This is a genomic window from Pseudomonas sp. SDI (assembly GCF_003105155.1).
In the GTDB taxonomy this organism is placed as follows: Bacteria; Pseudomonadota; Gammaproteobacteria; order Pseudomonadales; family Pseudomonadaceae; genus Aquipseudomonas.
In genome coordinates this window covers 21884-45966 of sequence record NZ_QETK01000025.1, presented here as the reverse complement: position 1 = coordinate 45966, position 24083 = coordinate 21884, and the positions used below count along the sequence as shown (strand labels likewise).

Below are 24083 nucleotides of genomic sequence, written 5' to 3'. Positions count from 1 at the left end.
GTCGATCGACATGAATCAGCAACACCATCAGGGCAAAGCGACCCTGCTCGAGCGCCTGATCTTCAACAATCGTCCGGTGGTCATCGGTATTTGCCTGCTGGTGAGTATCTTCCTGTTCTGGCAGGCCACGCTGATCCGCCCCTCGACCAGCTTCGAGAAGATGATCCCGCTGGAGCACCCGTTCATCCAGAACATGCTCGAACACCGTAACGACCTGGCCAACCTCGGCAACACGGTGCGTATTTCGGTGGAGTCGACCAACGGCGACATCTTCAGCAAGGACTACATGGAGACCTTGCGCCAGATCCACGACGAGGTGTTCTACATCCCCGGCGTCGACCGCTCCGGCCTCAAGTCGCTGTGGAGCCCCAGTGTGCGCTGGACCGAAGTGACCGAGGAAGGCTTTGCCGGTGGCGAGGTGATTCCGCAGACCTACGACGGCTCCGAGGACAGCCTCGAAGACTTGCGCAACAACGTGCTCAAGTCCGGTCAGGTCGGCCGGTTGGTGGCGAACAACTTCAAGTCGAGCATCATCGATATTCCGTTGCTGGAGTCCTACCCCGATCCGCAGGACCAGGGCAAACAGGTCAAGCTCGACTACCAGGCGTTCTCACACCAGCTGGAAGAGAAGATCCGCGACAAGTTCCAGGCGCAGAACCCGCACGTGAAGATCCACATCGTCGGCTTCGCGAAGAAGGTCGGCGACCTGATCGACGGCCTGATGATGGTGGCGATGTTCTTCGGTATCGCCCTGGTCATCACCTGGATCCTGCTGTACTGGTTTACCTGGTGCATCCGCAGCACCATCGCAGTGCTGATCACCACCCTGGTGGCGGTGGTCTGGCAGCTCGGCCTGATGCACGCGGTGGGCTTCGGCCTGGACCCGTACTCGATGCTGGTGCCGTTCCTGATCTTCGCCATCGGCATTTCGCACGGGGTGCAGAAGATCAACGGCATCGCCTTGCAGTCCAGCGACGCCGACAACGCCCTGACCGCCGCGCGACGCACCTTCCGCCAGCTGTTCCTGCCGGGGATGATCGCTATCCTCGCCGACGCGGTGGGCTTCATTACCCTGTTGATCATCGACATCGGGGTGATTCGCGAACTGGCCATCGGCGCTTCGATCGGCGTGGCGGTGATCGTCTTCACCAACCTGATCCTGCTACCGGTAGCGATCTCCTATGTCGGCATCAGCAAAAAGGCCATTGAGCGCAGCAAGAAGGACGCAACCCGTGAACATCCGTTCTGGCGCCTGCTGTCGAACTTCGCCAGTGCCAAGGTGGCACCGGTGTCCGTCGTGCTGGCCTTGCTCGCCTTTGGTGGCGGCCTCTGGTACAGCCAGAACCTGAAGATCGGCGACCTCGACCAAGGCGCGCCGGAGCTGCGCCCGGATTCGCGCTACAACCAGGACAACAGCTTCATTATCGGCAACTACTCGACCAGTTCCGATGTGCTGGTGGTGATGGTCAAGACCCAGAGCGAAGGCTGCTCGGTGTACCCGACCATGGCGCCGATCGACGAGCTGATGTGGAAGATGGAGAACACCCCGGGCGTGCAGTCGGCGATCTCGCTGGTGACCGTGTCCAAGCAGATGATCAAGGGCATGAACGAGGGCAACCTGAAATGGGAGACCTTGTCGCGTAACCCGGATGTGCTCAACAGCTCGATCTCGCGTGCCGACGGCCTATACAACGCCGACTGCTCGCTGGCACCGGTGCTGGTGTTCCTCAACGACCACAAGGCCGAGACCCTCGACCGCGTGGTAAACGCGGTGAAAACCTTCGCCGACGAGCACAACAAGGACGGCCTGGAGTTCCTCCTGGCAGCCGGTAACGCCGGGATCGAGGCGGCCACCAACGAGGTGATCAAGTCGGCCGAGCTGACCATCCTGATCCTGGTGTACATCTGTGTGGCGGTGATGTGCATGATCACCTTCCGCTCGTTTGCCGCGACCCTGTGCATCGTCCTGCCGCTGGTGCTGACCTCGGTGCTGGGTAACGCGCTGATGGCCTTCATGGGCATCGGGGTGAAGGTGGCGACCTTGCCGGTGGTGGCGCTGGGGGTGGGTATCGGTGTCGACTACGGCATCTACATCTACAGCCGTCTGGAAAGTTTCCTGCGTGCCGGCATGCCGTTGCAGGAGGCCTACTACCAGACCCTGAAGTCCACCGGTAAAGCGGTACTGTTCACCGGCCTGTGCCTGGCGATCGGTGTGTGTACCTGGATCTTCTCGGCGATCAAGTTCCAGGCCGACATGGGCCTGATGCTGACCTTCATGCTGCTCTGGAACATGTTCGGTGCGCTGTGGCTGTTGCCGGCCCTGGCGCGGTTCCTGATCAAGCCGGAGAAACTGGCGGGCAAGCAGGGCGGGTCGATCTTCGCCCACTAACCGAGGTGTCTGCATCGCGGGACGAGCCCGCTCCTACAGAGGGATCACCTACACCCCTCTGGGAGCGGGCTCGTCCCGCGCTGCTTTTGAGGTATCATCCCGGCTTTCCTGCCGGAACCAGATCCTCGCCCATGACCACCCTTAGCCAAGCCCTGCACACCTGCGACATGCTCCTGATCGACGGTTTGCACGCCTTCGAATTCACCCACGACGCCACCGGCCTGCACATCGAACTGATGGATGGCCGCGCGCTCAAGCGCTGGAGCTTCAGCCCGGCCCAGCTCGACCAGGCGCGTGCCGATGGCCAGGACTGGTTGATCGACACCGAGCAGGGCGAGCATCGTCTAGTCTTGATGAGCGCCTTCCGCGCCCCGGACGAAGACCAAGAAGACCATGACGCACCTGCTGACGATACTGCTGACCGCTAGTGCCATGCTGTTGACCACCCCGGCCCACAGCCACCAACTGCTGTTGGGCAGCTACACCGACGGCGCCAGCGAAGGCCTGTACCGCTACCGCTTCGACAGCATCAGCGGCAGGCTCGATACGACTCCGTTGCAGGTGCTCAACAGCCGCAATCCGTCCTGGTTGACCCTCTCGGCCGATCACCGCCAGCTGTTCGTGGTCAACGAAAACGGTGCCGGCAAGGGCGAAGTCAGCAGCTTCAGCCTCGCCCCGGCCGGTTATCAACTGAGCCCGCTCAGCCAGGTCAGCAGCCACGGCGATGAGCCGACCCATTCCAGCCTCAGCCACGACGGGCGCTTCCTGTTCGTGGCCAACTATGGCGTGCAGCCCGATCCGGGCGGCAGCCTGAGCGTACTGCCGGTGGCCGCCGATGGCCGGCTGTCGGCACCGGTGCAGCAGTTGCAGCATCCGGCCAGCAAGGTTAACCCTGAGCGTCAGGCCGGGCCGCATGTGCATTCGGTGGTGTCGTCGCGCGACGGGCGCTATGTGTTTGCCAGCGACCTGGGCGCCGACCGGGTGTTCATCTACCGCTACAACGGCGACAACCCCAAGGCTCCGCTGAGCCCGGCCACTCCAGCTTCGGTGAGCCTGCCAGCCGGTAGCGGGCCACGCCACCTGCTGTTCTCCAGCGATGGCAAACAGGCCTACCTGACCCTGGAAATGAGCGCCCAGGTGGCCGTGTTCGACTACCGTGGCGGCACCCTGGTGCAGCGCCAGCTGGTCGAGCTGACCGACCAGCCGGACGCCGCGGCCAAGGCCGCCGGGGCCTTGCACTTGTCCGCCGACGGGCGCTTCCTGTATGTGAGCAATCGCGGCACCGCCAACGAACTGGTGGTGTTCGTGGTCAACCCCAAGGATGGCAGCTTGCAGTTTCTGCAACGACGGTCGGTGGAGGGCGATCACCCGCGCGAGTTTGCCCTGGACCCGAGCCAGGGCTACGTGTTGATCGCCAATCAGAAGAGCAACCAACTGCTGGTGATCAAACGCGACCCGCTGAACGGGCTGCTCGGCAAGACCCTGCAGGTGCTGGATCAGCCGGCACCGTCGGACCTGAAGTTCATCGACTAAGTATCAATTGCCTTGATATCCGCTACTGCCGCAATGAATTTTTCAGCGCGGGGGTGGCGGGCGTAAGTTTGCTTCACGGCCGCAGACGGCCACTTCAAACTTCCGACTTCGAGGTCAATGCCATGAACTTCAATCTTTTCTCGGTCATCGCCGCCTCCGCCATCTCTGCTTCGGTTGTGCTGCCTGCGGGCGCCCAGGTGCAGGTCGAGGAACGCAAGTCGGCGACACCGAGCTATACCCAGAAATATTTGCAGCAGAGCGCGAATTTCTATGCGGCGCTGGATCATAAAGGCCAGCATTGAGAGCCTTGGCTAGGGCCACGGCGGCCGTTGGCGGTCGCCGTGGCAATATTTACGCGCCTGGAATAAAGGTCGGCTGTTGCTGGCAGGTAATACCGATTTGCAGCGTTGGGTCATTCTCGTACGGTTGGCCATCGGCGGTGATCAGGTAGAACACTTCGTGCAGGTATTGTTTGTCGTCTTTGACAAAGCAGCGGAACGAGGTATTGCTCGGAAATGCCTCTTTAAGCGTGGCGAAATCGACACTGCCGCCAACCCAGGTATTGAACGCCTGTTCACGTTGGTTGTTCTTGAATTTCACCACCTTGCGCAGTTTGACGATGTCCTGGAAATAGTCGGTATCGAGCTTGCCCGAGCAGGTGCCGTGCTTTTTCCATTCATGCTTGAACATGCCCGCCGGGTCAGCGGTTACCAGCCTGGCAATCTGCGGGTCGGTGGTGATTGCGGTGAGGTGTTCGGCGCTGATCTCGCACGTCGTTCCGGCTTGGCAACTGGGCGCGGTATTACAGAATTGCGGATGACGATTGGTCTTTTCCGCAGTGCTTTTGTTGTACGGCCAAATGCCATGGGTGAGAAAGGCTGCAGGCGGTGTAGCGCAACCGGGCGTTGCCGGTTTCAGTACGCAGAAGCTGGGCTGCCAGGTCACCGAGTAGACCAGATAGTCGTTACTTGTGCTGGCGTCGGTGATTTCTTCGTTGTCATCCAGTGCGAAGGCGGTAGTGCAACTGCTCAACGACAGTAAAAGGACATAGCCGGTTAAACAAAGCGCGTTCATCAACGTCACTCCTGTGCACCATGAATGCGGTAGAGCCTATTAGTCGTGAGATTGACAACGGCGTCTACTGACAGAAATATCAGGTGCCCTGCCGCTGTGCGGCAGATCGCCGGCAACGTCGGCTCCACAGGCTTTGCCGGCGATGCTTTTCAGCGCGCCATGATTGCAGTGAATAACGTCGAGTCCAGCCATCCCTGCAACCACCGCCGCAGATGCGGGTAGGGCGCCTGGGCAAACCACGCCGGTTCCACCCCGGCGAACTGCCGAATGAACGGCAGCAACGCCGCATCCGCCAGGCTCGGGTGTTCGGCCAGCAGGTAGTCGCGCTGCGCCAGCCGCGCGTCGAGGTCGCCGAGGATGTCCTCGGCCAGTGCCCGGTACGCCTCCCGCGAATGCGCCGGGTAGCGCTCGGCGTACTTGTAGTGATTGAGCTGAAGCTTGAACGTGCTGTCATTGCGCGCAATCAGCGTCTCGGCCTGTTCGGCCGCCGCTGCATCGGCGCGCAATAGCCAGTCCTGCGGATCGTGCTGGGCGAGTGCCCAGCGCATGATCTCCAGGCTTTCCTCCAGCACCTGGCCCTGCACACTCAACACCGGCACCGTGCCCTTCGGCGACAGCGCCAGCATCTCGGCCGGCTTGGCCTTCAGGCTGACCTCGCGGATCTCCACCGCGCAGCCGCTGTAGCGCAACGCCAGGCGCGCGCGCATGGCATACGGGCAACGCCGGAACGAATACAGAATCATCCACTGACCTCCACGCTACTCAAGCCATTGCCCTGACGCCGCACCTGGATCTGCACCGGGATGCGCTCGTGCATTTCCTGCACATGGGAAATCACCGCGACCTTGCGGCCCTGGGCCTGCAAGCCGTCCAGGGCATCCATGGCCAGTTGCAGCGATTCCGGGTCGAGGCTGCCGAAACCTTCGTCGATAAACAGCGATTCGATGCGCAAGGTGCTGGAGGCCATCGAGGCCAGCCCCAGGGCCAGCGCCAGCGACACCAGGAAGGTTTCCCCGCCCGACAGCGAATGCACCGAACGCAGCTCGTCGCCCATCTCCGTGTCCAGCACCAGCAGGCCGAGCAGGCTGCCGCCGCGCTTGAGGCGGTAACGCCGGGCCAGTTGACGCAGTTGCACGTTGGCATGGTGCACCAGCAGGTCGAGGTTGTAGCCCTGGGCGATCTTGCGGAACACGTCGCCAGTGGCCGAACCGATCAGCGCGTTCAGCCGCGCCCAACGTTGCCACTCGGCATAGGCCTGGGCGGTACGCTCGGCCAATGCCTGATTGGCCTGCTGGCGGCGCTGATCTTCGCTCTGCCGGGCGCGCAGTTCGGCGCATTCGTGCTCGCGGCTGGCCAGTTGTTGCTGGGCCTCGGCCAGCGCCGCTTCCAGCTGCTCGGCGGTCAACGCGCCATTGCCCTGGGCCTGATGCTGTTGCAGGCGCTGCTCGCGCTCCTGAACCCGCACGCTGGCCTGTTCGATGGCCTTTTCGGCGTTCTGCAGGCGTTGTCGCAGTTGTGTCAGTTGCTCGTCGTCGATGCTCAGCAGTTCGCTCAGGCCGGCATCGTCGAGTTCCGGGTGCGCCTGCCGCCACTGCCCGATCAGCGCCTGCAACTGCTGGTTTTCCTGTTCCAGCGCCTGCTGACGCTGTTCCTCGGCCTTGAGCGCGGTGGCCAGCTCGACGCTGCGCGTGCGCGCATCCTGCAACTGCTGGTTGACCGCAGCTTCGCTGCTGCGGGCCTGCTCGATGGCCTGCTCCAGGTGTTGCTGCCAGTGCTCGGCACTGGTCTGCTCGCCGAGCAGCGAGGCCAGCGTTGCACGGGCCTGCAATTGCTGGCCGGTCAACGTGGTGAGCTGCTGTTGCAGTTCTTCCTGCTTCTGCTGGCGCGCCTGCTGTTGCAACTGGAGCTTGTCCAGTTGCTGCTGGCGTTCGTTCAGCTCGTCCTGCTCGTCCTTTTGCCGCTCTAGCTGCTCGCGGCGTTCGGCCATTTGCTGATCGAGGTGCAGGAACGTCGCCGAGGGTTGTTCGCGCAGGCGCTGGACAATCTCCGCTGGCAGCAGCTCGGCGAAGCCGGCCAGTTCCTGGTCGAGACGCTGCTGGTCGGCGCTCAGTGCCTGTTGCTGCTGGCTCAGGTGCTGGCTGGCCTGCTGGCTGGCTTCGCTGCTGGCCTGCAGTTGCTGTTGCAGGCGGGCGGCGTCCTGTTGCAGCTTGAGCAGGGTGGCCTGGCGTTGCTCGTCGCGGCCGATATCGTCGTTCAGGCGCCGCAGTTGCAGTTCCAGCCAGGCGCTGCGGCCCTTGGCGTCCTGATCGGCAAGTTGTGGGTACAGCGGATGCGCTTCCAGGCCCGGCAGCAGCGCTTGCTGTTGTGCGCCCAGCTGTTCGAGTTGGTGCAGGTATTCCTTGATCTGGCCGTTGACCCCGCCCAGTTGCGTGCGTAATTCGTCGAGCCGCGCCTTGAGCTGGTCGACGTTGCGTTGGGCGTTGGCTTCCTCGTCCTGATCGTGGCGACCGAGGCTTTGCAACAACGCTTCGGGCTGGTGATAGGGGTGTTCCTGGCTACCGCAGACCGGGCATGGCTGGTCGTCCTGCAACTGCGCACGCAGCTCTTCGACGCTGGCGCTGCGGGCCAGCCGCTGGCGTTCGAGCAACTGGCGGGTGACGCTCAGTGCCTGCTCGGCCGCGGTCAGCTCGGTCTTGCCCTGCAGGCCTTGGGCAATCAGGTGCTCGCGTTGCTGCTGGGCGGCCTGTTGGCGCTGGCGCAGGTCCAGTACGCGCTGCTCCAGTTCCTGATGGCTGCCCCACAGCCGCGCCAGTTCCTCGATGCCGCGCTGCTGCTTGCGGTTGTCCTGCAACAGGGTGCCGAGCAGGCCAATCTGTTCGGCCAGTGCCTCGGGCTCGGCAGCGGCTTCGACAAACAGCAGGGCCAGCGCTGCACGCTGTTCCTCGAACTGCCGCGCGGCGGCGGCGGCACGTTGCTGCAACGCTGGTAGTTCGTCGTTGCCCTGGCTGAGGCGATTGCCGATCAGCATCAATTGCTGCAACTGGCCGCGGTAGGCGTTCCAGGCGTCGCCCAGGCTGGCCAGTGTCGCGCTTTGCGCAAGCTGATTGGCGACCGTTTCGAGGCGTTCGCGGTTGCGCTGTTGCAGCTGGTTGAGGTTGTGCAGCTGTTGCTGGCCTTCGCTGCTGGCCTGTTCGGCCTGCCGCACCAGTGCCAGCTGGGCATTCAGTTCCTGATCCAGGCGAGCCAGGGTGTTCTGTTCGGCGAATGCCTGGCGCAGTTGCGGTGCGCTGTCGGCCTGTGCCGCGATGGCGGTCTTGAGCGCGGCACTGGCGGCGCTCAACTCGGCGTCCAGTTGTTGCTGGCGCGCCTGCCATTCAACCTGCTGTTGGCGCTGGCCCGCGATGGCGGCGGCCAGCGGGGTGAGCTGGGCGGCCAGTTCCAGTTGCCGGGCGAACTGATGGCGCTGCGGCGCCAGTTGCTCCAGACGGCTGAGGTTGAGGCGCTCGCCCGCCAGTTGCTGCCAATGCTGCTGGGCGCTGTGCAGGTCTTCGTTAGCGGTGCGCAGCTGCTCCTGCAATTGCAGCAGCTCGGCCAGCCAGCTGCGTTGCAGTTCGAACTGGCGCAACTGTGCCTGCTCCAGTTTGAGCAGGCGCTGGGCTTCGCTGTACTGCGCATCCAGCTCGGCGCGTTCCTCGGCGCTGAGCGGGGTAATGCCGCTGGCCTGTTCGACCAGCGCCTTGTGCGCGTCTTCGGCTGCCTTGCTCTTGCTGTAGGCGCGGCGGCCGAGCTGGCTGTAGATGGCGGTGTTGGTGAGCTTTTCCAGCAGCTCGCTGCGTTCCTTGTCGTCGGCCTTGAGGAATGCGCTGAATTCGCTTTGTGCGAGCATCACGGCGCGGGTGAACTGCTCGAAGTTCAGGCCCAGGCGGGCCTCTATCAGTTGCTCGTACTCGCGCTTGCTCTGGTTGCTCAGCAATTGCTGGCTGTCCAGGTCGTGCAGGCTCTGGCGGCTGCCTTGCAGCTTGCCGGTGGCCTTGTCGCGGGCGCGGTTGGTTTCCCAGCGGGCGCGGTAGCGGTGGCCGTCGATGCCGACAAAATCGACCTCGGCATAGCCGCTGCCGGTGCCACGACGCAGCAGGGTGCGCGGGTCACTGGTAAGGATTTCGCTGTCGACTTCCGGCAGTTTGGTTTCCCGGCCGATGCTGCTCAGGCGCGGCACCGAACCGAACAGCGCCAGGCACAGGGCGTCGAGCAGGGTGCTCTTGCCGGCGCCGGTGGGGCCGGTGATGGCGAACAGGCCGGCGCTGGCCAGCGGCTCGGCGGTAAAGTCGATTTCGAAGGGGCCGGCCAGCGAGGCGAGGTTCTTCAGGCGGATGGCGAGAATCTTCATGGCTGCTCCTCTTCCTGTTGCACGTCCTGCAACAGCTGGGCGAAATCGGCCAGGGTCTGTTCGTCCACGGCGCTGCCGTAGGCCTGTTCCCAGGCGCGGCCGAACAGCTCGTGCGGGGTCAACTGGCCCAGTTCCACCAGTGCTGACGCGTCGTCACCATCGGCGGCAGCGCGCCCGGCGTACTCGGCGGCGATGCGCACCAGGCGCACGGCCTTGCCGTTGAGCGCTGCTTCGATTTGCAGGCGCAGGTCGGGTTGCGGTTCGTCGAGACGCACGCGCACCTCCAGCCAGGGTTGGCGCTGCGGGTCTTCGAGCAGGTCGACCACCGGCAATTCGGCCAGTTGTTCGAGCACCTCGGTCAGCGGCGCCGGGCCGAGCCGTTGCAGGTGCACGGCGCGTGGCACCAGGCGTGGTTCGATGCTGGCCAGGTTGGCGCCGTCGAACTCGACTTCGAGGATCTGGTGCTTGTAGTCGATCTCGGAGAACGACAGCGGGATCGGCGAGCCGCTGTAACGGATGCGCTCTTCGCGGTTGACCCGTTGTGGCTTGTGCAGGTGGCCGAGGGCGACGTAGTCGATGTCCTTGCTGAACAGGCTGGCCGGCAGGGCTTCGGCGTTGCCGATGATCAGGCTGCGTTCGGAGTCTTCCGAGACCGAGCCGCCGGCCAGGTGCGCGTGGCTCACGGCAATCAGTGCCTGGCCGGCGTTGCGCCGTTCGACGGCGGCGGCGATCAGCCGTTCATGGACCTGGGCGATGCCGCGCAGGTAGTCGTCGCCAAGGGCGGCGCCGGTGACTTCGGCCGGGCGCAGGAAGGGCAGGGCCAGGCACCAGGCGCAAGTCTTGCCTTTGCTGTTGGTCAGCGGGATCAGCAGGCGCTCGCTGTCGAGCACGCCGTCGTCGAGCCATTGCACGCGGCCGATGGCGTGGGTGCGCAGACGACGCATGAGTGCGGCGGGCAGTTCGATGCGCGAGCCGGAGTCGTGGTTGCCGGCGATCATCACGATGGTCAGCTTGGGCTGCTGCTCGTGGGCCTGGACGATGAAGTCGTAGAGGCGTTCCTGGGCTTTGACCGGCGGGTTGACGGTGTCGAAGATATCGCCGGCGATCAGCAGGGCGTCGGGCTGGCGCAGGTTGAGCTGGCTGAGTAGCCAGTCGAGGAAGCAGGCGTGTTCGAAGTCGCGTTCCTGGCCATGCAGGGTTTGTCCCAGGTGCCAGTCGGAGGTGTGAAACAGACGCATTGGGAGTCCTGTGGGGGGGCAGAGGCCGAGTATGGTAACCCGTAGCGGAAGGTGTGGGTGCTTCATCGCGGGACGAGCCTGCTCCCACAAAAGCCAGCCACCACGCGGTTCACTGTGGGAGCGGCGATGCGGCGACCCGACTCGTCCCGCGCTAGGGCCCGGCGCTATTTCGGATAGAGCGGCGGCAAGCTGCCGTTTTCCCCGGTCGCCAGTTGCCCCAGCTCGGCCGCCGGGATGGTGCCGATGGCCCGCCACAGGTCCTCGCCCTGCCAGTACTGCCCGGTCTCGCTGTACAGCGCGCCGTTCAGGCCATCCAGTGCATCCGACAACGGCACAAAACGCGCCGCCATGTCGGCCAGGGTTTCCGGCTGTTGCCGCGCCCAGGCGTCCAGTGCCTGACGGGTGGCCTGCGGGTCATTGGCCAGGCACGCCCGCTTGAGGTCGTCGAGCAGGGTCCGTGGGCTCGGCCCGGCCTGCGCCGCACGCAGCACTGCCGGCTGCGAGCGCGCCCGCCACCACAGGGCAAACCCGGCCAGGGTGGTCAAGGCCAGCAGCAGCGTACTCAACTGCCACGGCCACAGCGGGCGCTGCTCCACGGCGCCGGTATTGGCCGGCGCGTCGGCGGTCAATGCAGGATTGTCCTGCACCTGCAGGCGGCGCGCCGGCAAACTGCTGTGTTCCAGGTGATCCTCGCGGGTGTTCCACCAGACCACCTCCAGGCTCGGCAGCTCCAGCACGCCGCTGTGCGTGGGCACCAGTGCTTCGCGCTCCTCGCGGCTGCCTAGCAGGCCCCGGTCGTTGATCTGGTTGCGCAACTGCGGCTGGTCCGGGTAGCGCCGCAAACCGACCACTTCGGTGCCCGGCAGGCTCGGCAGTTGCGCGCTGGACAAGCCCTCGGCCTTGAGCACGACGCTACGGGTCAGCGAATCGCCGATCTGCGTCGGCACCTGCGCCGGGTCCGGGCTCCAATGCTCCTCCAGGCTCAGGCTGCGCGCCGGCAGCCACGGCTGGTCGGCCGGGTAGTCGGCCGGGCGGCCTTTCACCTGCAAGGTCAGGGGCGCGGAGCTGACCCGCACCTGCTTGCCGCTACGCACGGTGCCGCTGGCCGCTTCGGCCTCGCGGTCGACCGTGGTGGCGCTGAAGGCCAGCGCCGGAATGCTCAGCTCGCCGCTTTGCTGCGGGTAGATAGCATAGCGCATCTCGATCACCCCATGGCGCACGCCATTGAGCGCTTTCTCGTAGGTGCGCGACTCGCCTAGCGGCTCGACCTTGGCCTCGGTCAGCTGCAGCGGGCTGAGGTTGCTGTCGTCGTACAGCGACACCGAATGGTAGATGCGCAAGGTCAGCACGGCCTGGGCCTGCACGTACACGCTGCTGTCGTCGAGGCTGGCTTCGATGAACACCGGGGCCAGGTTGGTCGCGCTGCTGGTTTCGGCCGGCAGCACCTGCAACTGCAGCGGCTCGCTGCGCGCTTCGCCCAGTTGCAGGGCGGGAATTTCCAGGCTGCCGCTCTGCCGCGGCAGCAGGGTGACGATCCAGCGGGTGGTGGCTTCGTTCTGCCCGTCGAGCGAGGTCAGGCTGTTGACCTGGCGGGTGCCACGGACCTCGAACTGGCCTTGCAAGGGCGCCAGGTCGGGCTTGCCGAACTGGGTCACGTCGCCGCTCTCCAGGGTCAGCTCCAGGGTTTCCCCGGCCGTGAGGCGGGCGCGGTCGACGCTGGCGTGCAGGCTCGCGGCCTGCACCTGCAGGGCGAGTAAAAGGCTGAAAACGAGGGCGCAGACGCGACTCATCGACGGGTTTCCTGATGCTGTTGCTGTTCGTACCAGAATTTACGCCGCAGCAGCTCCGCCGGGTTGTCGGGGATTTGCCGCAGCCATTGCTCCAGGGCCTGGCGCTGTTCGGCGTCGAGGCTGCTGGCGGTCGGCCGTGGTGGCGGCCGGGTGGTTTCGTCGTCGGCCTGGCTGGGCGGCCGGCTCGGGTCCGGGTTGGCGTTGTCCTGTTGTGCGCTGGTCGCGCTCGGCTGTTCGCTGTCGCCCTCGCTGCTGCTGGACGCCTGGCCGTTGCTGGCGCTGTCGGTCGGCAGGCTTTGGCTGGACGGTTGCTCGGGCTCGTTGCCGGGATCCGGCTCGGCCTCGGGGGCGGCGTCCTGCTGGCGCAGCAGCTGTTCGACCAGGGCCCGGTTGGTCAGCGCCGCCGCCAGCTCCGGCTGGCGCTCCAGCGCTTGCTCGTAGGCGTCCAGCGCGGCTTCCAGCTCGCCGCTGCGGGCCAGTGCATTACCGCGATTGTAGTGGGCGGCGGCGCTGTTGCCCTGGGCGAACTGGCGGGCGGCGCCGGCATAGTCGCCGGCCTCATACAGCGCCAGGCCTTTCCATTGCGGGTCCTTGAAGTGCTTCGCAGCATCGGCCGGGCGCTGCTGTTCGAGCAGGCGCTGGCCTTGCTGGTCGGGGCGCAGCCAGAGGTCGTCGAAGTCGAAGGCATAGCTCGGCTGCGGCAGGCACAGCAACAGCGGCAGACAGAACAGCCAGCCACGCCGGCCGGCACAGGCGGCCAGCAACAGCAGTGGCAACAGCAGCCAGTAACCCTGGTCGGCCCAGCTGTCGAGTTTCACCGTCTGGCCCTCGGCGCGCAGGCTGTGCAGGCTGTCGAACAGGCCCAGGCCACGCAGGTCGAGGTCGTCGATGCGGGCATGCCGGTAGCGCCCGCCGGTGCTGCCGATAAACGCCTTGAGCCCGGGGCTGTCGAGGCGCGGCAGCAGGATCGCGCCGTCGGCGTCCTTGATCAGCTCGCCGTTGGCCTGCTGCACCGGCGCGCCGTCGGCCGTGCCGACGCCGAGCATCAGCAGGCTCGGGCCTTGTCGGCCGAGGGCCTGGACGATGCCTTCGCGCTCCTGCTCGCTCAGCGACGAGCCAATCAGCAGCAGACGGCCCTGGCCCAGGCCGCCCTGAGCGAGCAGGGCCAGGGCCTTGCGCACGGCGAGGTCGGCGCGCTGGCCGGCCTGCGGCATGATTGTCGGGTCGAGCGCTTCGAGCAGGTTGCGGCTGGTGGCGAGGTCGTCGGACAGCGGCACCAGCGTGTGCGCGCTGCCGGCGTAGACGATGATCGCGGTCTGGCTGTCGCGGCGGTGTTCGAGCAGGTCGAGGATCTTCCGTCGGGCTTGTTCCAGGCGGTTTGGCGGGCTGTCGGCGGCGAGCATCGAGGGGGTCAGCTCCAGCATGATCACCAGTGGGTCGGCCGGGCGCTGGTGGCTGTCTTCCAGGCGTTGCCAGCTGGGCCCGACCAGGGCCAGCAGGGTCAGCAGCCAGGCCAGGCCGAGGGCGATCCACGGCAGCTTGCTGTCGCGGCCATTACCGCCACCGAGGAGCACGGCGTGGAACGCTGGCGGCAGGATCATCTGCCAGCGCCCGGCGCGTTTCTGCCGGTGCCAGAGCTTCCACAGCAGCCAGCCGAGCAGCGGGACCAGCAGCAGCCAGGCGGGACGCAGCCATTGCGGCCAGAGCTCGATCATCGGCGTCTCCGCAGGCGCAGGCGCTTGAGCCGCTCGCGCCATTCCGGGTGAGGCTGGAGGAAGTGCGGCCGCCTGAGCAGACGTTGTAGCAGGTTGTCCGGCCAGCGCTCGCGCACCACCAGCAGTACGCTGAACAGCAGCGCCAGGGCCAGCGGCCAGGCATACAGCGCTTGCGCGGTGCGCGCCTGGGTGGGTTGCTGCTCGACCGGTTCGAGGCGGTCGAGGGTAGCGCCGATGGCGCTCAGCTCGTTGCCGTCGTGGGCGCGGAAATACTCGCCATGGGTCAGCTCGGCGATTTCCTTGAGTGAGGCTTCGTCGAGGTCCAGGCTCGGGTTCAACCCGAGCAGGCCGGCGCTGCCGTTCTGGTCCGGGTCGGCACCGATGCCGATGGTGTAGATACGGATGTTCTCCTGGGCCGCCAGGCGCGCCGCGGTCAGCGGGTGGATCTGCCCGCCGTTGTTGGCGCCGTCGGTGACCAGGATCAGCACGCGGCTTTGCGCCGGGCGCATGCGCAGGCGTTTTACCGCCAGGCCGATGGCGTCGCCGATGGCGGTGTTCTTGCCGGCGATGCCGATCTGCGCTTCGTCGAGGAACGTGCGCACGGTGCGTCGGTCGAAGGTCAGCGGGGCTTGCAGGAAGGCCTGGCTGCCAAACAGGATCAGGCCGACGCGGTCGCCTTCACGCGCCTGCAAAAAGTCGCCGAGCAGCGCCTTGACCAGGCTCAGGCGGCTGACCTCTTCGCCCTGCCAGCTCATGTCGGGGAAGTCCATCGAGCCGGACACGTCCACCGCCACCAGCAGGTCGCGCCCGCTGGCGGCCACCGGCAGCGGCTCGCCGAGCCATTGCGGACGCGCGGCGGCGCACAGCAGCAGCACCCAGACCAGCACGAACGGCGCCTGCTGGCGCCAGGTCGGCAGGTTGAGACGGGCGCGGCGCCCGGCCAGGCCTTCGAGTTCGTCGAGGAAGCTCACCTTGAGTACCGGCTCGCCGCTGTCGGCTGGCGGCAGCAGCAGGCGCGCCAGCCACGGCAGCGGCAACAGGGCAAAGACCCACGGCCAGGCCAGTTCAAACATGTTTGCGAATCCAGGTGTCGACCGCCTGGTTGAGTCCGGCGATGGCCTTGTCGTCGAGCCGGCACTCGGGCTTGTAGGCGCCTTCTACCAGCACCATCCAGCGCGTCAGCCCGGCGGCCGGGCAGCGGTTATCGAGGAAGGCCAGCCATTGGCGGCCATTGAGGGTGTGGCTCTGGCTATCCGGGTAATGGTTGCGGCACAGGCGCTTGAGCAGCGCGTTGATCTGCTGCAGCCAGGCACCGGCCGGGGCGCCGTCGTAGGGCTTGGGCAGGCGCGCCAGTTCGGCCAGGGCTTCGATGCGGATCGGCTCCAGCGGTTGTTCGGCGCGCGGCAGCGGCGCCTGCCGCGGTCGCCAGTGGCGCAGGCGCCAGGCGCCCCAGCCGAGCAGCGGCAGCAACGCCAGCAGCAGCCACCAGCCCGGTGCGGGCGGCCACAGCCCGACCGGCGCCGGGGCGATCAATGGTTGCAGCTGTTCCAGCGGGCTCATCGGCGTTTCCCCGCGCGTTGCGGGTCGAGGTACTCACGCAGCTGTTCGGTCATTTCGCTCTGGGTGCTCAGCGGCATCAGCACCACGCGCAGTTTTTGCGCCAGCAGTTCCCAGCGTTCGAGGCGTGCCTCGGCTTGCGCGCGGTAGCTCTGGCGCAGGCTCGCATCGAGGGTGTCGAGTTCCAGCTGTGCGCCGCGCTGGGCGAAGCGCAGCAGGCCGGCGGCGGGCAGGGCATGGTCGAGCGGGTCGGACAGCGGCAGCAACAGCAGGTCGCAATGCCGCGAGAGCAGGCCCAGTTGCTGTTCGACGCTGGGGTTCAGCGCCCGCTCGTCGCAGATCACGATGGCCAGGCTGCCTGGGCGCAGCACCTCGCGTGCACGGCGCAGGGCCATGCCGAGGTTGTCGCCCTGCGGCTGGGCCTCGGTGTGCAGCGACTGGTTGACCCGCGCCAGGCGATTGAGCAGTTGCAGCAGGCTCTGCTTGCTGCGCCGGGGTTTGATTTCGTGGTGTTCGTTGTCGCCGAAGACCAGCCCGCCGATGCGGTCGTTGTGGCCGAGCGCGGCCCAGCCGATCAATGCTGCCGCCTGGGCGGCGAGCACCGATTTGAACATCAGCCCGGAGCCGAAGAACAGCCGTCGGCTCTGCTCGACGAGGATGAAGATCGGCCGCTCGCGCTCTTCATGGAACAGCTTGGTGTGCGGCTCCTGGGTGCGTGCGGTGACCCGCCAGTCGATGTTGCGCACATCGTCGCCGGCCTGGTAGACGCGCACCTGGTCGAAGTCGACGCCACGGCCACGCAGCCGCGAATGGTGCAGGCCGACCAGCGGGCTGCGCTGGCCGGGGGCAGAAAACAGCTGCACTTCGCGCACGCGATGACGCATCTCGATCAGCTCGGCGAGGCTGATGCGGATGCCGGGGGCGGCCAACAGGTGTTCGGGCATCGATCAGGCCACGGCAACGACGTCGAGGATGCGCTGGATCACCCGGTCCTGGTCGATACCGGCCGCTTCGGCCTCGAACGAAAGGATGATGCGGTGACGCAGTACGTCGAACAGCACCGCCTGGATGTCTTCCGGGCTGACGAAGTCGCGCCCGGCCAGCCAGGCGTGGGCCCGCGCGCAGCGGTCGAGGGCAATCGAGCCGCGCGGGCTGGCGCCGTAGGCGATCCAGTCGCCGAGCTCGGCATCGTACTTGCTGCCGTTGCGCGTGGCCATGACCAGTTGCACCAGGTATTCCTCCACCGCGTCGGCCATGTACAGGCCAAGGATCTCCTTGCGCGCAGCAAAGATGGCCTGCTGACTGACCCGGCGTTCCGGCTTGGTTTCGCCGTTGAGCGCTTCGCCCCGGGCCTGCTGCAGGATGCGTCGCTCGACGGCGGCGTCCGGGAAGCCGATTTTCACGTGCATCAGGAAGCGGTCGAGCTGCGCTTCGGGCAGCGGGTAGGTGCCTTCCTGTTCGATCGGGTTCTGCGTGGCCATGACCAGGAACAACGGCGACAGCTCGTAGGTGCTGCGGCCGACGCTGACCTGGCGCTCGGCCATGGCTTCGAGCAGCGCCGACTGAACCTTGGCCGGCGCACGGTTGATTTCGTCGGCCAGCACCAGGTTGTGGAAGATCGGCCCTTGCTGGAACACGAAGCTGCCGGTTTCCGGGCGGTAGATCTCGGTGCCGGTGATATCGGCCGGGAGCAGGTCGGGGGTGAACTGGATACGGTGGAACTGTGCTTCGACACCTTCGGCCAGTTCCTTGATCGCCTTGGTCTTGGCCAGGCCCGGCGCGCCTTCTACCAGCATGTGGCCGTCGGCCAGGAGTACGATCAGCAAGCGCTCGACCAGTTTTTCCTGGCCAAGGATCTGGGTTGAAAGAAAGGTGCGCAGCGCGATCAGCGCTTCACGATGTTCCATCGTCGACGGTTCCTGGAATGGCGCCCGACGGTACTGCAAAAAAGCCGCCGGGCAGGGGCTGATACTTTAATCCATCCGGGCCTCTGCCGACTAACGGCGCGGTGTAAATTTCTTGGCGAAATTGCCGCGACCTGCTGCTGAAAAACCTTGCGCGCGCTGGCGACATGTCTGCTTATGGGCGCGTGGCCGGGCTCCCTTAACTACCTCTCTTCAATCGAGAGGTAGGCGCATGAGCACGAATGCAAGCAATCCGCAGCAGGGGCGGGCGATCACCCTGCGGATCGGGATCTTTTTCGATGGCACCGGCAACAACCGCGACAACAGCCTGCAGGCCGCCGCGTGTCGGGCCTGGGCGGCGGGCGCGGAACTGGCCGCTGCTGCCCAGGTCGCGTGCCGGGCGCAGGGTTTTGCCGAAGGCGGGGTGCTGCCGAGCGACAGCTACGGCAACGAACTGTCGAACATTGCCCACCTGTATGCGCTGTACCGCGACCAGGCTGCGGAGGTGTTGGCGCCGGGGCAGACCGAGGCGGCGCTGGCGGTGTATATCGAAGGCGTCGGCACCACGGCTGGCGCGCTCGACTCGCGCTACGCCCAGGGCACCGGCCGCTGGCGCACCGGGGTGATGGCGCGGATCGAGCAGACACCTGCGGCGGTGCTGGGCAAGCTTGCCCAGTTGCGCCGCAACAATCCTGAGCTGCGTGTGGCGCGGATGGTCTTCGACCTGTTCGGCTTCAGTCGGGGCGCCGCCGAGGCCCGGCATTTCGCCAACGACCTGCGCAAGGGCGCCGACAGCCTGTTGGCGCGTCGGCTGCCGAGCGGCTCGCCGGACCTGGCGGCACACTTCGGCTGGCGCTGCGGCATCGATGTGCAGTTGAATTTCATCGGCCTGTTCGACACCGTGGTGGCCATCGTCGCGCCGCTGGTGGGCAATTTCAGCGCCGGCAATGATCGCTACGGCGGCCTGCAACTGGCCCTGGCCAGCGGCGCGGCGCGACAGGTGATTCAGCTGGTGGCCGCCGACGAGCTGCGGGAAAACTTTGCCCTGACTGGCACCGATGACGACATCCTGCTGCCCGGCGCGCACGCCGACCTCGGCGGCGGTTATGGGCCACAGGTGCACGAGCGGGTCCTGCTCAGTCGGCCCGACAGTTGCCAGGTCAGCCTGTTGCTGGACGATTCGCAAGCCCCGGCCAGTCAGCGCGTGCAGCAGTTGCTCGAACACCAGGGCGCCGCCTGGCGCGCCCGCGGGCTGGTGCCGCAACTGTGTTACTGGAGCGAGCCGTTGCCGTTCAATCGACTGGAAGACATTCAGCCGAGAAAGCGCGTGTTCGCCGCCGTGCAGAGCACGCGCACGGTCGCAGGGGCGTTATCGCGGGTATACCTGCGCATCATGCACGCCTGGGCGCTGCGCTTCGAGGTGCCGTTCGCCGCCGTCGACGGCATCGAGGCACTGGCATTGCCCGCCGAACTACACGGCATTGCGGCAAAACTTCAGGCCTTCGCGCTCGGCCAGGCCACGACGCTCGACCTCGACCCGGCCGAGCAGCAGTTGCTCTACAGCCGCTACGTGCATTGTTCGGCGCATTGGGGCGAGCCCGGCAAGGCTGCCGAGAGCGTGCTCGATGCGGTGTTTCTGCATCGCCCGGCGGCCGCTCGGCGCACGGTGCATGGCAATGCCTGAAGCGCGACCCGTCCATCACCTTAATAGAAAGCAAGCTAATTAATTGTTTGACATTATCTGCTTAGGCAGTAACATTTTGTAAACCACTGCCTAAGCAGGTAACTCCGCCATGCAGCATTTCACCCCGGAAAACTTCCAGACCTGCACCATCGGCATGCTCCTGGGGCGTGCTGCACTGGTCAAAGACCGCATTCTCGATACGCACCTGCAAGCGTTCGGCGTGACCGCCGCGCAGTTCAAGGTGCTGATCATCAACGCCCAGTATGGCGTCGACACTCCGGCCGAGCTGTGCCGCTACCTGGCGCTGGACAGTGGTTCGATGACGCGGATGCTCGACCGCCTGGAGCAGAAACAGTTGATCCTCCGTCAGCGTTGCCCGGACGACCGCCGCCAGGTACGCCTGGCGCTGACCGAAGAAGGGCAGAAGCTCGCCGACCAGTTGCCGCACATCGGTGCCGCCGCGATGAACGAAGTGGTCGGCGTGCTCGAACCGGGCGAGCTGGCCACCCTGGAGCAGATCCTGACCAAGGTGTTGCTGGCTGCGGGCGACAGCCTGACCGCGCTGCGCGTAGGTGCGAAATGAACCTGAACCCGCTGCGAACCGGCTTCAGCCTGATCGTGCTGGCGCTGACCCTGGCCGGGTGTGCCAACTACCGCGGCCTGCTGCCGGAAGGCCTGCGCCTCGATGCTGCCGAGCTCAAGGCTGGGCAGACGCTCAAGGGCGTGACCCTGTCGGCGGCCGCCTGGCCGCGTCGCGACTGGTGGCGCAACCTCGGCGACCCGCAACTGGACCGCCTGATCGCCGAGGCCCTGCGCGACAGCCCGGACATGCAGATCGCCAGCGCCCGTGCGCACCAAGCCAGTGCCGCTGCCTATGCCGCCGATGCGGCACGGATGCCGAGCCTGGACGCCAGCGCCGGGATCAGCCGCTCGCGCCTGGCCCGCGATCAGGACCCACGGGGGGAGGGCGGTGCCTATTCCACCTTGCGCACGGTCGAGGCCACCTTCAACTACACCTTCGACCTCTGGGGCGGCCAGCGTGACGCCTGGGAAGCCGCCCTCGGCCAGGCTCGCGCCGCCGAGGTCGACCAGCAGGCCGCGCGCCTGACCCTGGCCGCCGACGTTGCCCGCGCCTACAGCCAGCTGGGTCAGGCCTACATTGTTGCCGACCTGGCCCAGGACGACCTCAAACGCACCCGGCAGATGCTTGAGCTGGGTCAGCGCCGCCTGGCTTCGGGGATCGACAGCGAGTACCAGTACCAGCAGACCGAAAGCCTGGCTGCCAGCGCCGAAGAGCAGGCGATCAATGCCCAGAAGCAACTGCGCAGCGCCCGCGTTGCGCTGGCCGTGTTGCTCGGCAAGGGCCCCGACCGTGGCGAGCAGCTCGGCCGGCCGAATGTCCTCACGCCCGCTGCCGTGGCGCTGCCCTCGGTGCTTCCCGCCGAACTGCTGGGCCGCCGCCCGGACCTGGTGGCCGCGCGCTGGCGGGTCGAGGCGGCGAGCAAATCGATCGACGCCGGCAAGACCCAGTTCTACCCCAACCTGAACCTGAGCATCGCCGCCGGCACCCAGGCCTTGCTGGGCGACGCGATCTTCGGCGCGCCAAGCCGCTTCTTCAATGTGGCGCCGACGGTATCGCTGCCGATCTTCGATGGCGGCCGCCTGCGTGCCGACCTCGATGCCCGCGACGCCGACTACGACCTGGCCGTGGCCCAGTACAACAAGAGCCTGGTGCGCGCCTTGGGCGAAGTCAGCGACAGCATCGACCAGTTGCATGCGCTGGGGGCGCAGGTTGCTGCCAAACAGCACGCCACCGACATCGCCCAGCAGTCCTACGACACTGTGGCGCAGCGCTATGGCGCCGGTATCGGCAACTACCTCGATGTGCTGAGCGTCGAGCAACAGCTGTTGCAAGCCCAGCGCCAGCTGGCCGAACTGAACGCCGAACGGATCGACCTGTCGATCCAACTGATGCAAGCGCTGGGCGGTGGCTTCCAGGCCGACCCGCACAGCGACCCGCAGACCGCGGCAGTGCCGCCGGCCTCCCGTAATCAATAAACGCCAAGGTATTTGTCATGGCCACTGCCACTTCCCCGGACACTGCTGCTAGCGAGCAGGACCTCTCCAACCAGCGCAAGCGCAAGACCTGGCTGTTCGTCCTGCTTATCCTGGTGCTGTTGTTCGGCGCCGGCGTATGGGCCTGGCACGCGCTGTACGGGCGCTGGAGCGAAAGCACCGATGACGCCTACGTGAACGGCAACGTGGTGGAAATCACCCCGCTGATCAGCGGCACGGTGATCAGCATCGGTGCCGATGACGGCGACCTGGTGCAGGCCGGGCAGACCCTGGTCGAGTTCGACCCGAGCGACGCCGAGGTCGGCCTGCAGGCCGCCGAGGCCAAGCTGGCTCGCGCGGTGCGTCAGGTGCGCGGGCTGTACAGCAACGTCGATGGGCAGAAAGCCCAGGTGGCGGCGCGCCAGGCCGAGCTGCAAAAAGCCCAGGAAAACTTCAACCGGCGTAAAACCCTGGCGGCCGGCGGGGCGATCTCGCAGGAAGAACTGTCGCATGCGCGTGACGATTTGAGCACCGCGCAAAGCGCCCTGAGCAACGCCCGTCAGCAACTGAACAGCACCACCGCGCTGGTCGACGACACCGTGGTCTCGTCGCACCCTGACGTGCAGGCCGCAGCGGCCGAGCTGCGCCAGGCCTACCTGAACAATGCCCGCAGCACGCTGGTGGCGCCGGTGACTGGCTACGTGGCCAAGCGTACCGTGCAGCTCGGCCAGCGCCTGCAGCCGGGCACCGCGACCATGGCCGTGATCCCGCTGGATCAGCTGTGGATCGACGCCAATTTCAAGGAAACCCAGCTGCGCAACATGCGCATCGGCCAGCCGGTAGACATCGTCGCCGACCTGTACGGCAGCGACGTGAAGTACAGCGGCACCATCGACAGCCTCGGCGCCGGTACCGGTAGTGCCTTCGCCCTGTTGCCGGCGCAGAACGCCACCGGCAACTGGATCAAGATCGTCCAGCGGGTGCCGGTGCGCATTCATATCAACCCCGAACAGCTGCAACAGCACCCGCTGCGGATCGGCCTGTCGACCCAGGTCGACGTCGACCTGCACGACCAGAGCGGCCCGGTGCTGGCCCAACAGCCAGCGCAGAAGGCCTCGTTCGCCACTCAGGTGTTCGACCGCCAGCTGGTTGAAGCCGACCGCCTGATCGCCCGCCTGATCCACGACAACAGCGCCACGTCCGGCAAGACGGCGCAGCGATGAGCAACAACGCCTCATTTACGCCGCCGAGCCTGCTGCTGACCACCATCGGCCTGTCGCTGGCGACGTTCATGCAGGTGCTCGACACCACCATTGCCAACGTTGCGCTGCCGACCATTTCCGGCAACCTCGGGGTGAGTTCGGAGCAGGGCACCTGGGTGATCACCTCGTTTGCGGTGAGCAACGCGATTGCCTTGCCATTGACCGGCTGGCTGAGCCGGCGTTTCGGTGAGGTCAAGCTGTTCATCTGGGCAACGCTGCTGTTCGTGCTGGCCTCGTTCCTCTGCGGGATTGCCCAGTCGATGCCGGAACTGGTCGGTTTTCGAGTGTTGCAGGGGGTGGTCGCCGGGCCGTTGTACCCGATGACCCAGACCTTGCTGATTGCGGTCTACCCGCCGGCGAAGCGGGGCATGGCGCTGGCGCTGCTGGCGATGGTCACGGTGGTGGCACCGATTGCCGGGCCGATTCTCGGCGGCTGGATCACCGACAGCTACAGCTGGCCGTGGATCTTCTTCATCAACGTGCCGATCGGTCTGTTCGCCGCCGCCGTGGTGCGCCAGCAGATGAAGCGCCGGCCGGTGAGCACCAGCCGCCAGCCGATGGACTATGTCGGCCTGCTGACCTTGATCGTCGGGGTCGGCGCCTTGCAGATCGTGCTCGACAAGGGCAACGACCTGGACTGGTTCGAGTCGAATTTCATCGTTATCGGTAGCCTGATTTCCGTGGTGTTCCTGGCGATTTTCATCATCTGGGAACTGACCGACAAGCACCCGGTGGTGAACCTGCGGCTGTTCGCGTACCGCAACTTCCGCATCGGCACCCTGGTGCTGGTGGGCGGCTATGCCGGTTTCTTCGGCATCAACCTGATCCTGCCGCAGTGGTTGCAGACGCAGATGGGCTACACGGCCACCTGGGCCGGTCTGGCCGTGGCACCGATCGGCTTGCTACCGGTGTTGATGTCGCCATTTGTGGGCAAGTACGCGCACAGGTTCGACCTGCGGGTGCTGGCCGGCCTGGCGTTTCTGGCCATCGGCACCAGTTGCTTCATGCGCGCCGGCTTCACCAACGAGGTGGACTTCCAGCACATCGCCCTGGTGCAACTGTTCATGGGTATCGGCGTGGCGCTGTTCTTCATGCCGACCCTGAGCATCCTGCTGTCGGACTTGCCGCCCCAGCAGATTGCCGACGGTTCCGGGTTGGCGACCTTCCTGCGGACCCTGGGTGGTAGTTTTGCCGCGTCGCTGACCACCTGGATCTGGATTCGTCGGGCCGATCAGCATCATGCCTACCTGAGCGAGCACATCAGTACCTTCGAGCCGGCCACGCGTGAAGCGCTGAACCAGTTGGGCGGGGCCAGCCCGCAGGCGTATACGCAACTGGAGCGGATGCTCGGCAGCCAGGCCTACATGATGTCGACGGTGGACTACTTCACCCTCATGGGCTGGATTTTTGCTGGGTTGATTCTGCTGGTGTGGTTTGCCAAGCCGCCGTTTGCGGCGAAAGCCGGGCCGGCGTCGGCGGGGCATTGAGGGGCGAC

The 24083-nt window shown here is 65.9% G+C and carries 19 protein-coding genes; 9 read left to right on the top strand and 10 right to left on the bottom strand.

Features of this window, described 5'->3' with window-relative positions:
• Window positions 1-4 precede the first annotated feature (4 nt).
• From DCO48_RS16885 to DCO48_RS16870, 4 genes are all read left to right on the top strand, one after another.
• On the top strand, window positions 5-2389 hold the full coding sequence (locus DCO48_RS16885) for an RND family transporter (RefSeq protein ID WP_371919521.1): 2385 nt from the start codon (window positions 5-7) through the stop codon (window positions 2387-2389).
• A 131-nt stretch (window positions 2390-2520) separates the two neighbouring features.
• Entirely contained in the window at window positions 2521-2817 is a 297-nt protein-coding gene (locus DCO48_RS16880) for a DUF5629 family protein (protein WP_116551757.1), read from the top strand.
• Entirely contained in the window at window positions 2783-3922 is a 1140-nt protein-coding gene (locus DCO48_RS16875) for a lactonase family protein (protein WP_116551756.1), read from the top strand. The genes DCO48_RS16880 and DCO48_RS16875 overlap by 35 nt, the downstream gene beginning before the upstream one ends.
• 122 nt (window positions 3923-4044) lie before the next feature.
• On the top strand, window positions 4045-4224 hold the full coding sequence (locus DCO48_RS16870) for a hypothetical protein (RefSeq protein ID WP_116551755.1): 180 nt from the start codon (window positions 4045-4047) through the stop codon (window positions 4222-4224).
• A gap of 49 nt (window positions 4225-4273) precedes the next feature.
• Here the strand turns inward: DCO48_RS16870 and DCO48_RS16865 are convergent, their stop codons facing one another.
• From DCO48_RS16865 to DCO48_RS16820, 10 genes are all read right to left on the bottom strand, one after another.
• Window positions 4274-4996 carry a ribonuclease gene (locus DCO48_RS16865; RefSeq protein WP_116551754.1) on the bottom strand — a complete coding sequence of 241 codons (723 nt, stop codon included), beginning with the start codon at window positions 4994-4996 and terminating at the stop codon, window positions 4274-4276.
• 149 nt (window positions 4997-5145) lie between these two features.
• Window positions 5146-5739 (bottom strand): glutathione S-transferase, encoded by a 594-nt coding sequence (locus tag DCO48_RS16860; RefSeq protein WP_116551753.1) that lies wholly within the window; start codon window positions 5737-5739, stop codon window positions 5146-5148.
• Window positions 5736-9383 carry an AAA family ATPase gene (locus DCO48_RS16855; protein WP_116551752.1) on the bottom strand — a complete coding sequence of 1216 codons (3648 nt, stop codon included), beginning with the start codon at window positions 9381-9383 and terminating at the stop codon, window positions 5736-5738. Before DCO48_RS16855 ends, DCO48_RS16860 begins: the two co-directional genes overlap by 4 nt.
• Window positions 9380-10621 (bottom strand): exonuclease SbcCD subunit D C-terminal domain-containing protein, encoded by a 1242-nt coding sequence (locus DCO48_RS16850; protein ID WP_116551751.1) that lies wholly within the window; start codon window positions 10619-10621, stop codon window positions 9380-9382. Before DCO48_RS16850 ends, DCO48_RS16855 begins: the two co-directional genes overlap by 4 nt.
• Before the next feature lie 164 nt (window positions 10622-10785).
• A complete protein-coding gene (locus DCO48_RS16845) occupies window positions 10786-12411 on the bottom strand; it encodes a BatD family protein (protein WP_116551750.1) in 1626 nt (541 codons plus the stop codon).
• Window positions 12408-14126, bottom strand: coding sequence for a VWA domain-containing protein (locus DCO48_RS16840; RefSeq protein WP_116551749.1), 1719 nt, complete (start codon window positions 14124-14126; stop codon window positions 12408-12410). The genes DCO48_RS16845 and DCO48_RS16840 overlap by 4 nt, the downstream gene beginning before the upstream one ends.
• Window positions 14123-15199 (bottom strand): VWA domain-containing protein, encoded by a 1077-nt coding sequence (locus DCO48_RS16835; protein ID WP_116551748.1) that lies wholly within the window; start codon window positions 15197-15199, stop codon window positions 14123-14125. Before DCO48_RS16835 ends, DCO48_RS16840 begins: the two co-directional genes overlap by 4 nt.
• Window positions 15192-15686, bottom strand: coding sequence for a DUF4381 domain-containing protein (locus DCO48_RS16830; RefSeq protein ID WP_116551747.1), 495 nt, complete (start codon window positions 15684-15686; stop codon window positions 15192-15194). Before DCO48_RS16830 ends, DCO48_RS16835 begins: the two co-directional genes overlap by 8 nt.
• On the bottom strand, window positions 15683-16627 hold the full coding sequence (locus DCO48_RS16825; RefSeq protein ID WP_116551746.1) for a DUF58 domain-containing protein: 945 nt from the start codon (window positions 16625-16627) through the stop codon (window positions 15683-15685). The genes DCO48_RS16830 and DCO48_RS16825 overlap by 4 nt, the downstream gene beginning before the upstream one ends.
• 3 nt (window positions 16628-16630) lie before the next feature.
• Window positions 16631-17590: a MoxR family ATPase gene (locus DCO48_RS16820; RefSeq protein WP_116551745.1), complete on the bottom strand. Its 960-nt coding sequence runs from the start codon at window positions 17588-17590 to the stop codon at window positions 16631-16633.
• 229 nt (window positions 17591-17819) lie between these two features.
• Between DCO48_RS16820 and DCO48_RS16815 the strand changes: the two genes are divergently transcribed.
• From DCO48_RS16815 to DCO48_RS16795, 5 genes are all read left to right on the top strand, one after another.
• The gene (locus DCO48_RS16815; RefSeq protein ID WP_116551744.1) at window positions 17820-19271 is read left to right on the top strand and encodes a DUF2235 domain-containing protein; all 1452 of its coding nucleotides are present in this window, start codon (window positions 17820-17822) and stop codon (window positions 19269-19271) included.
• 109 nt (window positions 19272-19380) lie between these two features.
• The gene (locus DCO48_RS16810; protein WP_116551743.1) at window positions 19381-19854 is read left to right on the top strand and encodes a MarR family winged helix-turn-helix transcriptional regulator; all 474 of its coding nucleotides are present in this window, start codon (window positions 19381-19383) and stop codon (window positions 19852-19854) included.
• Window positions 19851-21329 (top strand): efflux transporter outer membrane subunit, encoded by a 1479-nt coding sequence (locus tag DCO48_RS16805; protein ID WP_116551742.1) that lies wholly within the window; start codon window positions 19851-19853, stop codon window positions 21327-21329. Before DCO48_RS16810 ends, DCO48_RS16805 begins: the two co-directional genes overlap by 4 nt.
• A gap of 17 nt (window positions 21330-21346) precedes the next feature.
• On the top strand, window positions 21347-22549 hold the full coding sequence (locus DCO48_RS16800) for an HlyD family efflux transporter periplasmic adaptor subunit (RefSeq protein WP_116551741.1): 1203 nt from the start codon (window positions 21347-21349) through the stop codon (window positions 22547-22549).
• Entirely contained in the window at window positions 22546-24075 is a 1530-nt protein-coding gene (locus DCO48_RS16795; RefSeq protein ID WP_116551740.1) for a DHA2 family efflux MFS transporter permease subunit, read from the top strand. The genes DCO48_RS16800 and DCO48_RS16795 overlap by 4 nt, the downstream gene beginning before the upstream one ends.
• The last annotated feature ends 8 nt before the right edge of the window (window positions 24076-24083 follow it).

Excerpts from the sequence above, each read along its gene's own strand:
- DCO48_RS16845 (WP_116551750.1), bottom strand. The coding sequence starts at position 12,411 with ATGAGTCGCGTCTGCGCCCTCGTTTTCAGCCTTTTACTCGCCCTGCAG.
- DCO48_RS16830 (WP_116551747.1), bottom strand. The coding sequence starts at position 15,686 with ATGAGCCCGCTGGAACAGCTGCAACCATTGATCGCCCCGGCGCCGGTC.
- DCO48_RS16865 (WP_116551754.1), bottom strand. The coding sequence starts at position 4,996 with ATGAACGCGCTTTGTTTAACCGGCTATGTCCTTTTACTGTCGTTGAGC.
- DCO48_RS16860 (WP_116551753.1), bottom strand. The coding sequence starts at position 5,739 with ATGATTCTGTATTCGTTCCGGCGTTGCCCGTATGCCATGCGCGCGCGC.
- DCO48_RS16875 (WP_116551756.1), top strand. The coding sequence starts at position 2,783 with ATGACGCACCTGCTGACGATACTGCTGACCGCTAGTGCCATGCTGTTG.
- DCO48_RS16855 (WP_116551752.1), bottom strand. The coding sequence starts at position 9,383 with ATGAAGATTCTCGCCATCCGCCTGAAGAACCTCGCCTCGCTGGCCGGC.
- DCO48_RS16870 (WP_116551755.1), top strand. The coding sequence starts at position 4,045 with ATGAACTTCAATCTTTTCTCGGTCATCGCCGCCTCCGCCATCTCTGCT.
- DCO48_RS16820 (WP_116551745.1), bottom strand. The coding sequence starts at position 17,590 with ATGGAACATCGTGAAGCGCTGATCGCGCTGCGCACCTTTCTTTCAACC.
- DCO48_RS16850 (WP_116551751.1), bottom strand. The coding sequence starts at position 10,621 with ATGCGTCTGTTTCACACCTCCGACTGGCACCTGGGACAAACCCTGCAT.
- DCO48_RS16880 (WP_116551757.1), top strand. The coding sequence starts at position 2,521 with ATGACCACCCTTAGCCAAGCCCTGCACACCTGCGACATGCTCCTGATC.
- DCO48_RS16825 (WP_116551746.1), bottom strand. The coding sequence starts at position 16,627 with ATGCCCGAACACCTGTTGGCCGCCCCCGGCATCCGCATCAGCCTCGCC.
- DCO48_RS16795 (WP_116551740.1), top strand. The coding sequence starts at position 22,546 with ATGAGCAACAACGCCTCATTTACGCCGCCGAGCCTGCTGCTGACCACC.
- DCO48_RS16810 (WP_116551743.1), top strand. The coding sequence starts at position 19,381 with ATGCAGCATTTCACCCCGGAAAACTTCCAGACCTGCACCATCGGCATG.
- DCO48_RS16840 (WP_116551749.1), bottom strand. The coding sequence starts at position 14,126 with ATGATCGAGCTCTGGCCGCAATGGCTGCGTCCCGCCTGGCTGCTGCTG.
- DCO48_RS16835 (WP_116551748.1), bottom strand. The coding sequence starts at position 15,199 with ATGTTTGAACTGGCCTGGCCGTGGGTCTTTGCCCTGTTGCCGCTGCCG.
- DCO48_RS16815 (WP_116551744.1), top strand. The coding sequence starts at position 17,820 with ATGAGCACGAATGCAAGCAATCCGCAGCAGGGGCGGGCGATCACCCTG.
- DCO48_RS16805 (WP_116551742.1), top strand. The coding sequence starts at position 19,851 with ATGAACCTGAACCCGCTGCGAACCGGCTTCAGCCTGATCGTGCTGGCG.
- DCO48_RS16800 (WP_116551741.1), top strand. The coding sequence starts at position 21,347 with ATGGCCACTGCCACTTCCCCGGACACTGCTGCTAGCGAGCAGGACCTC.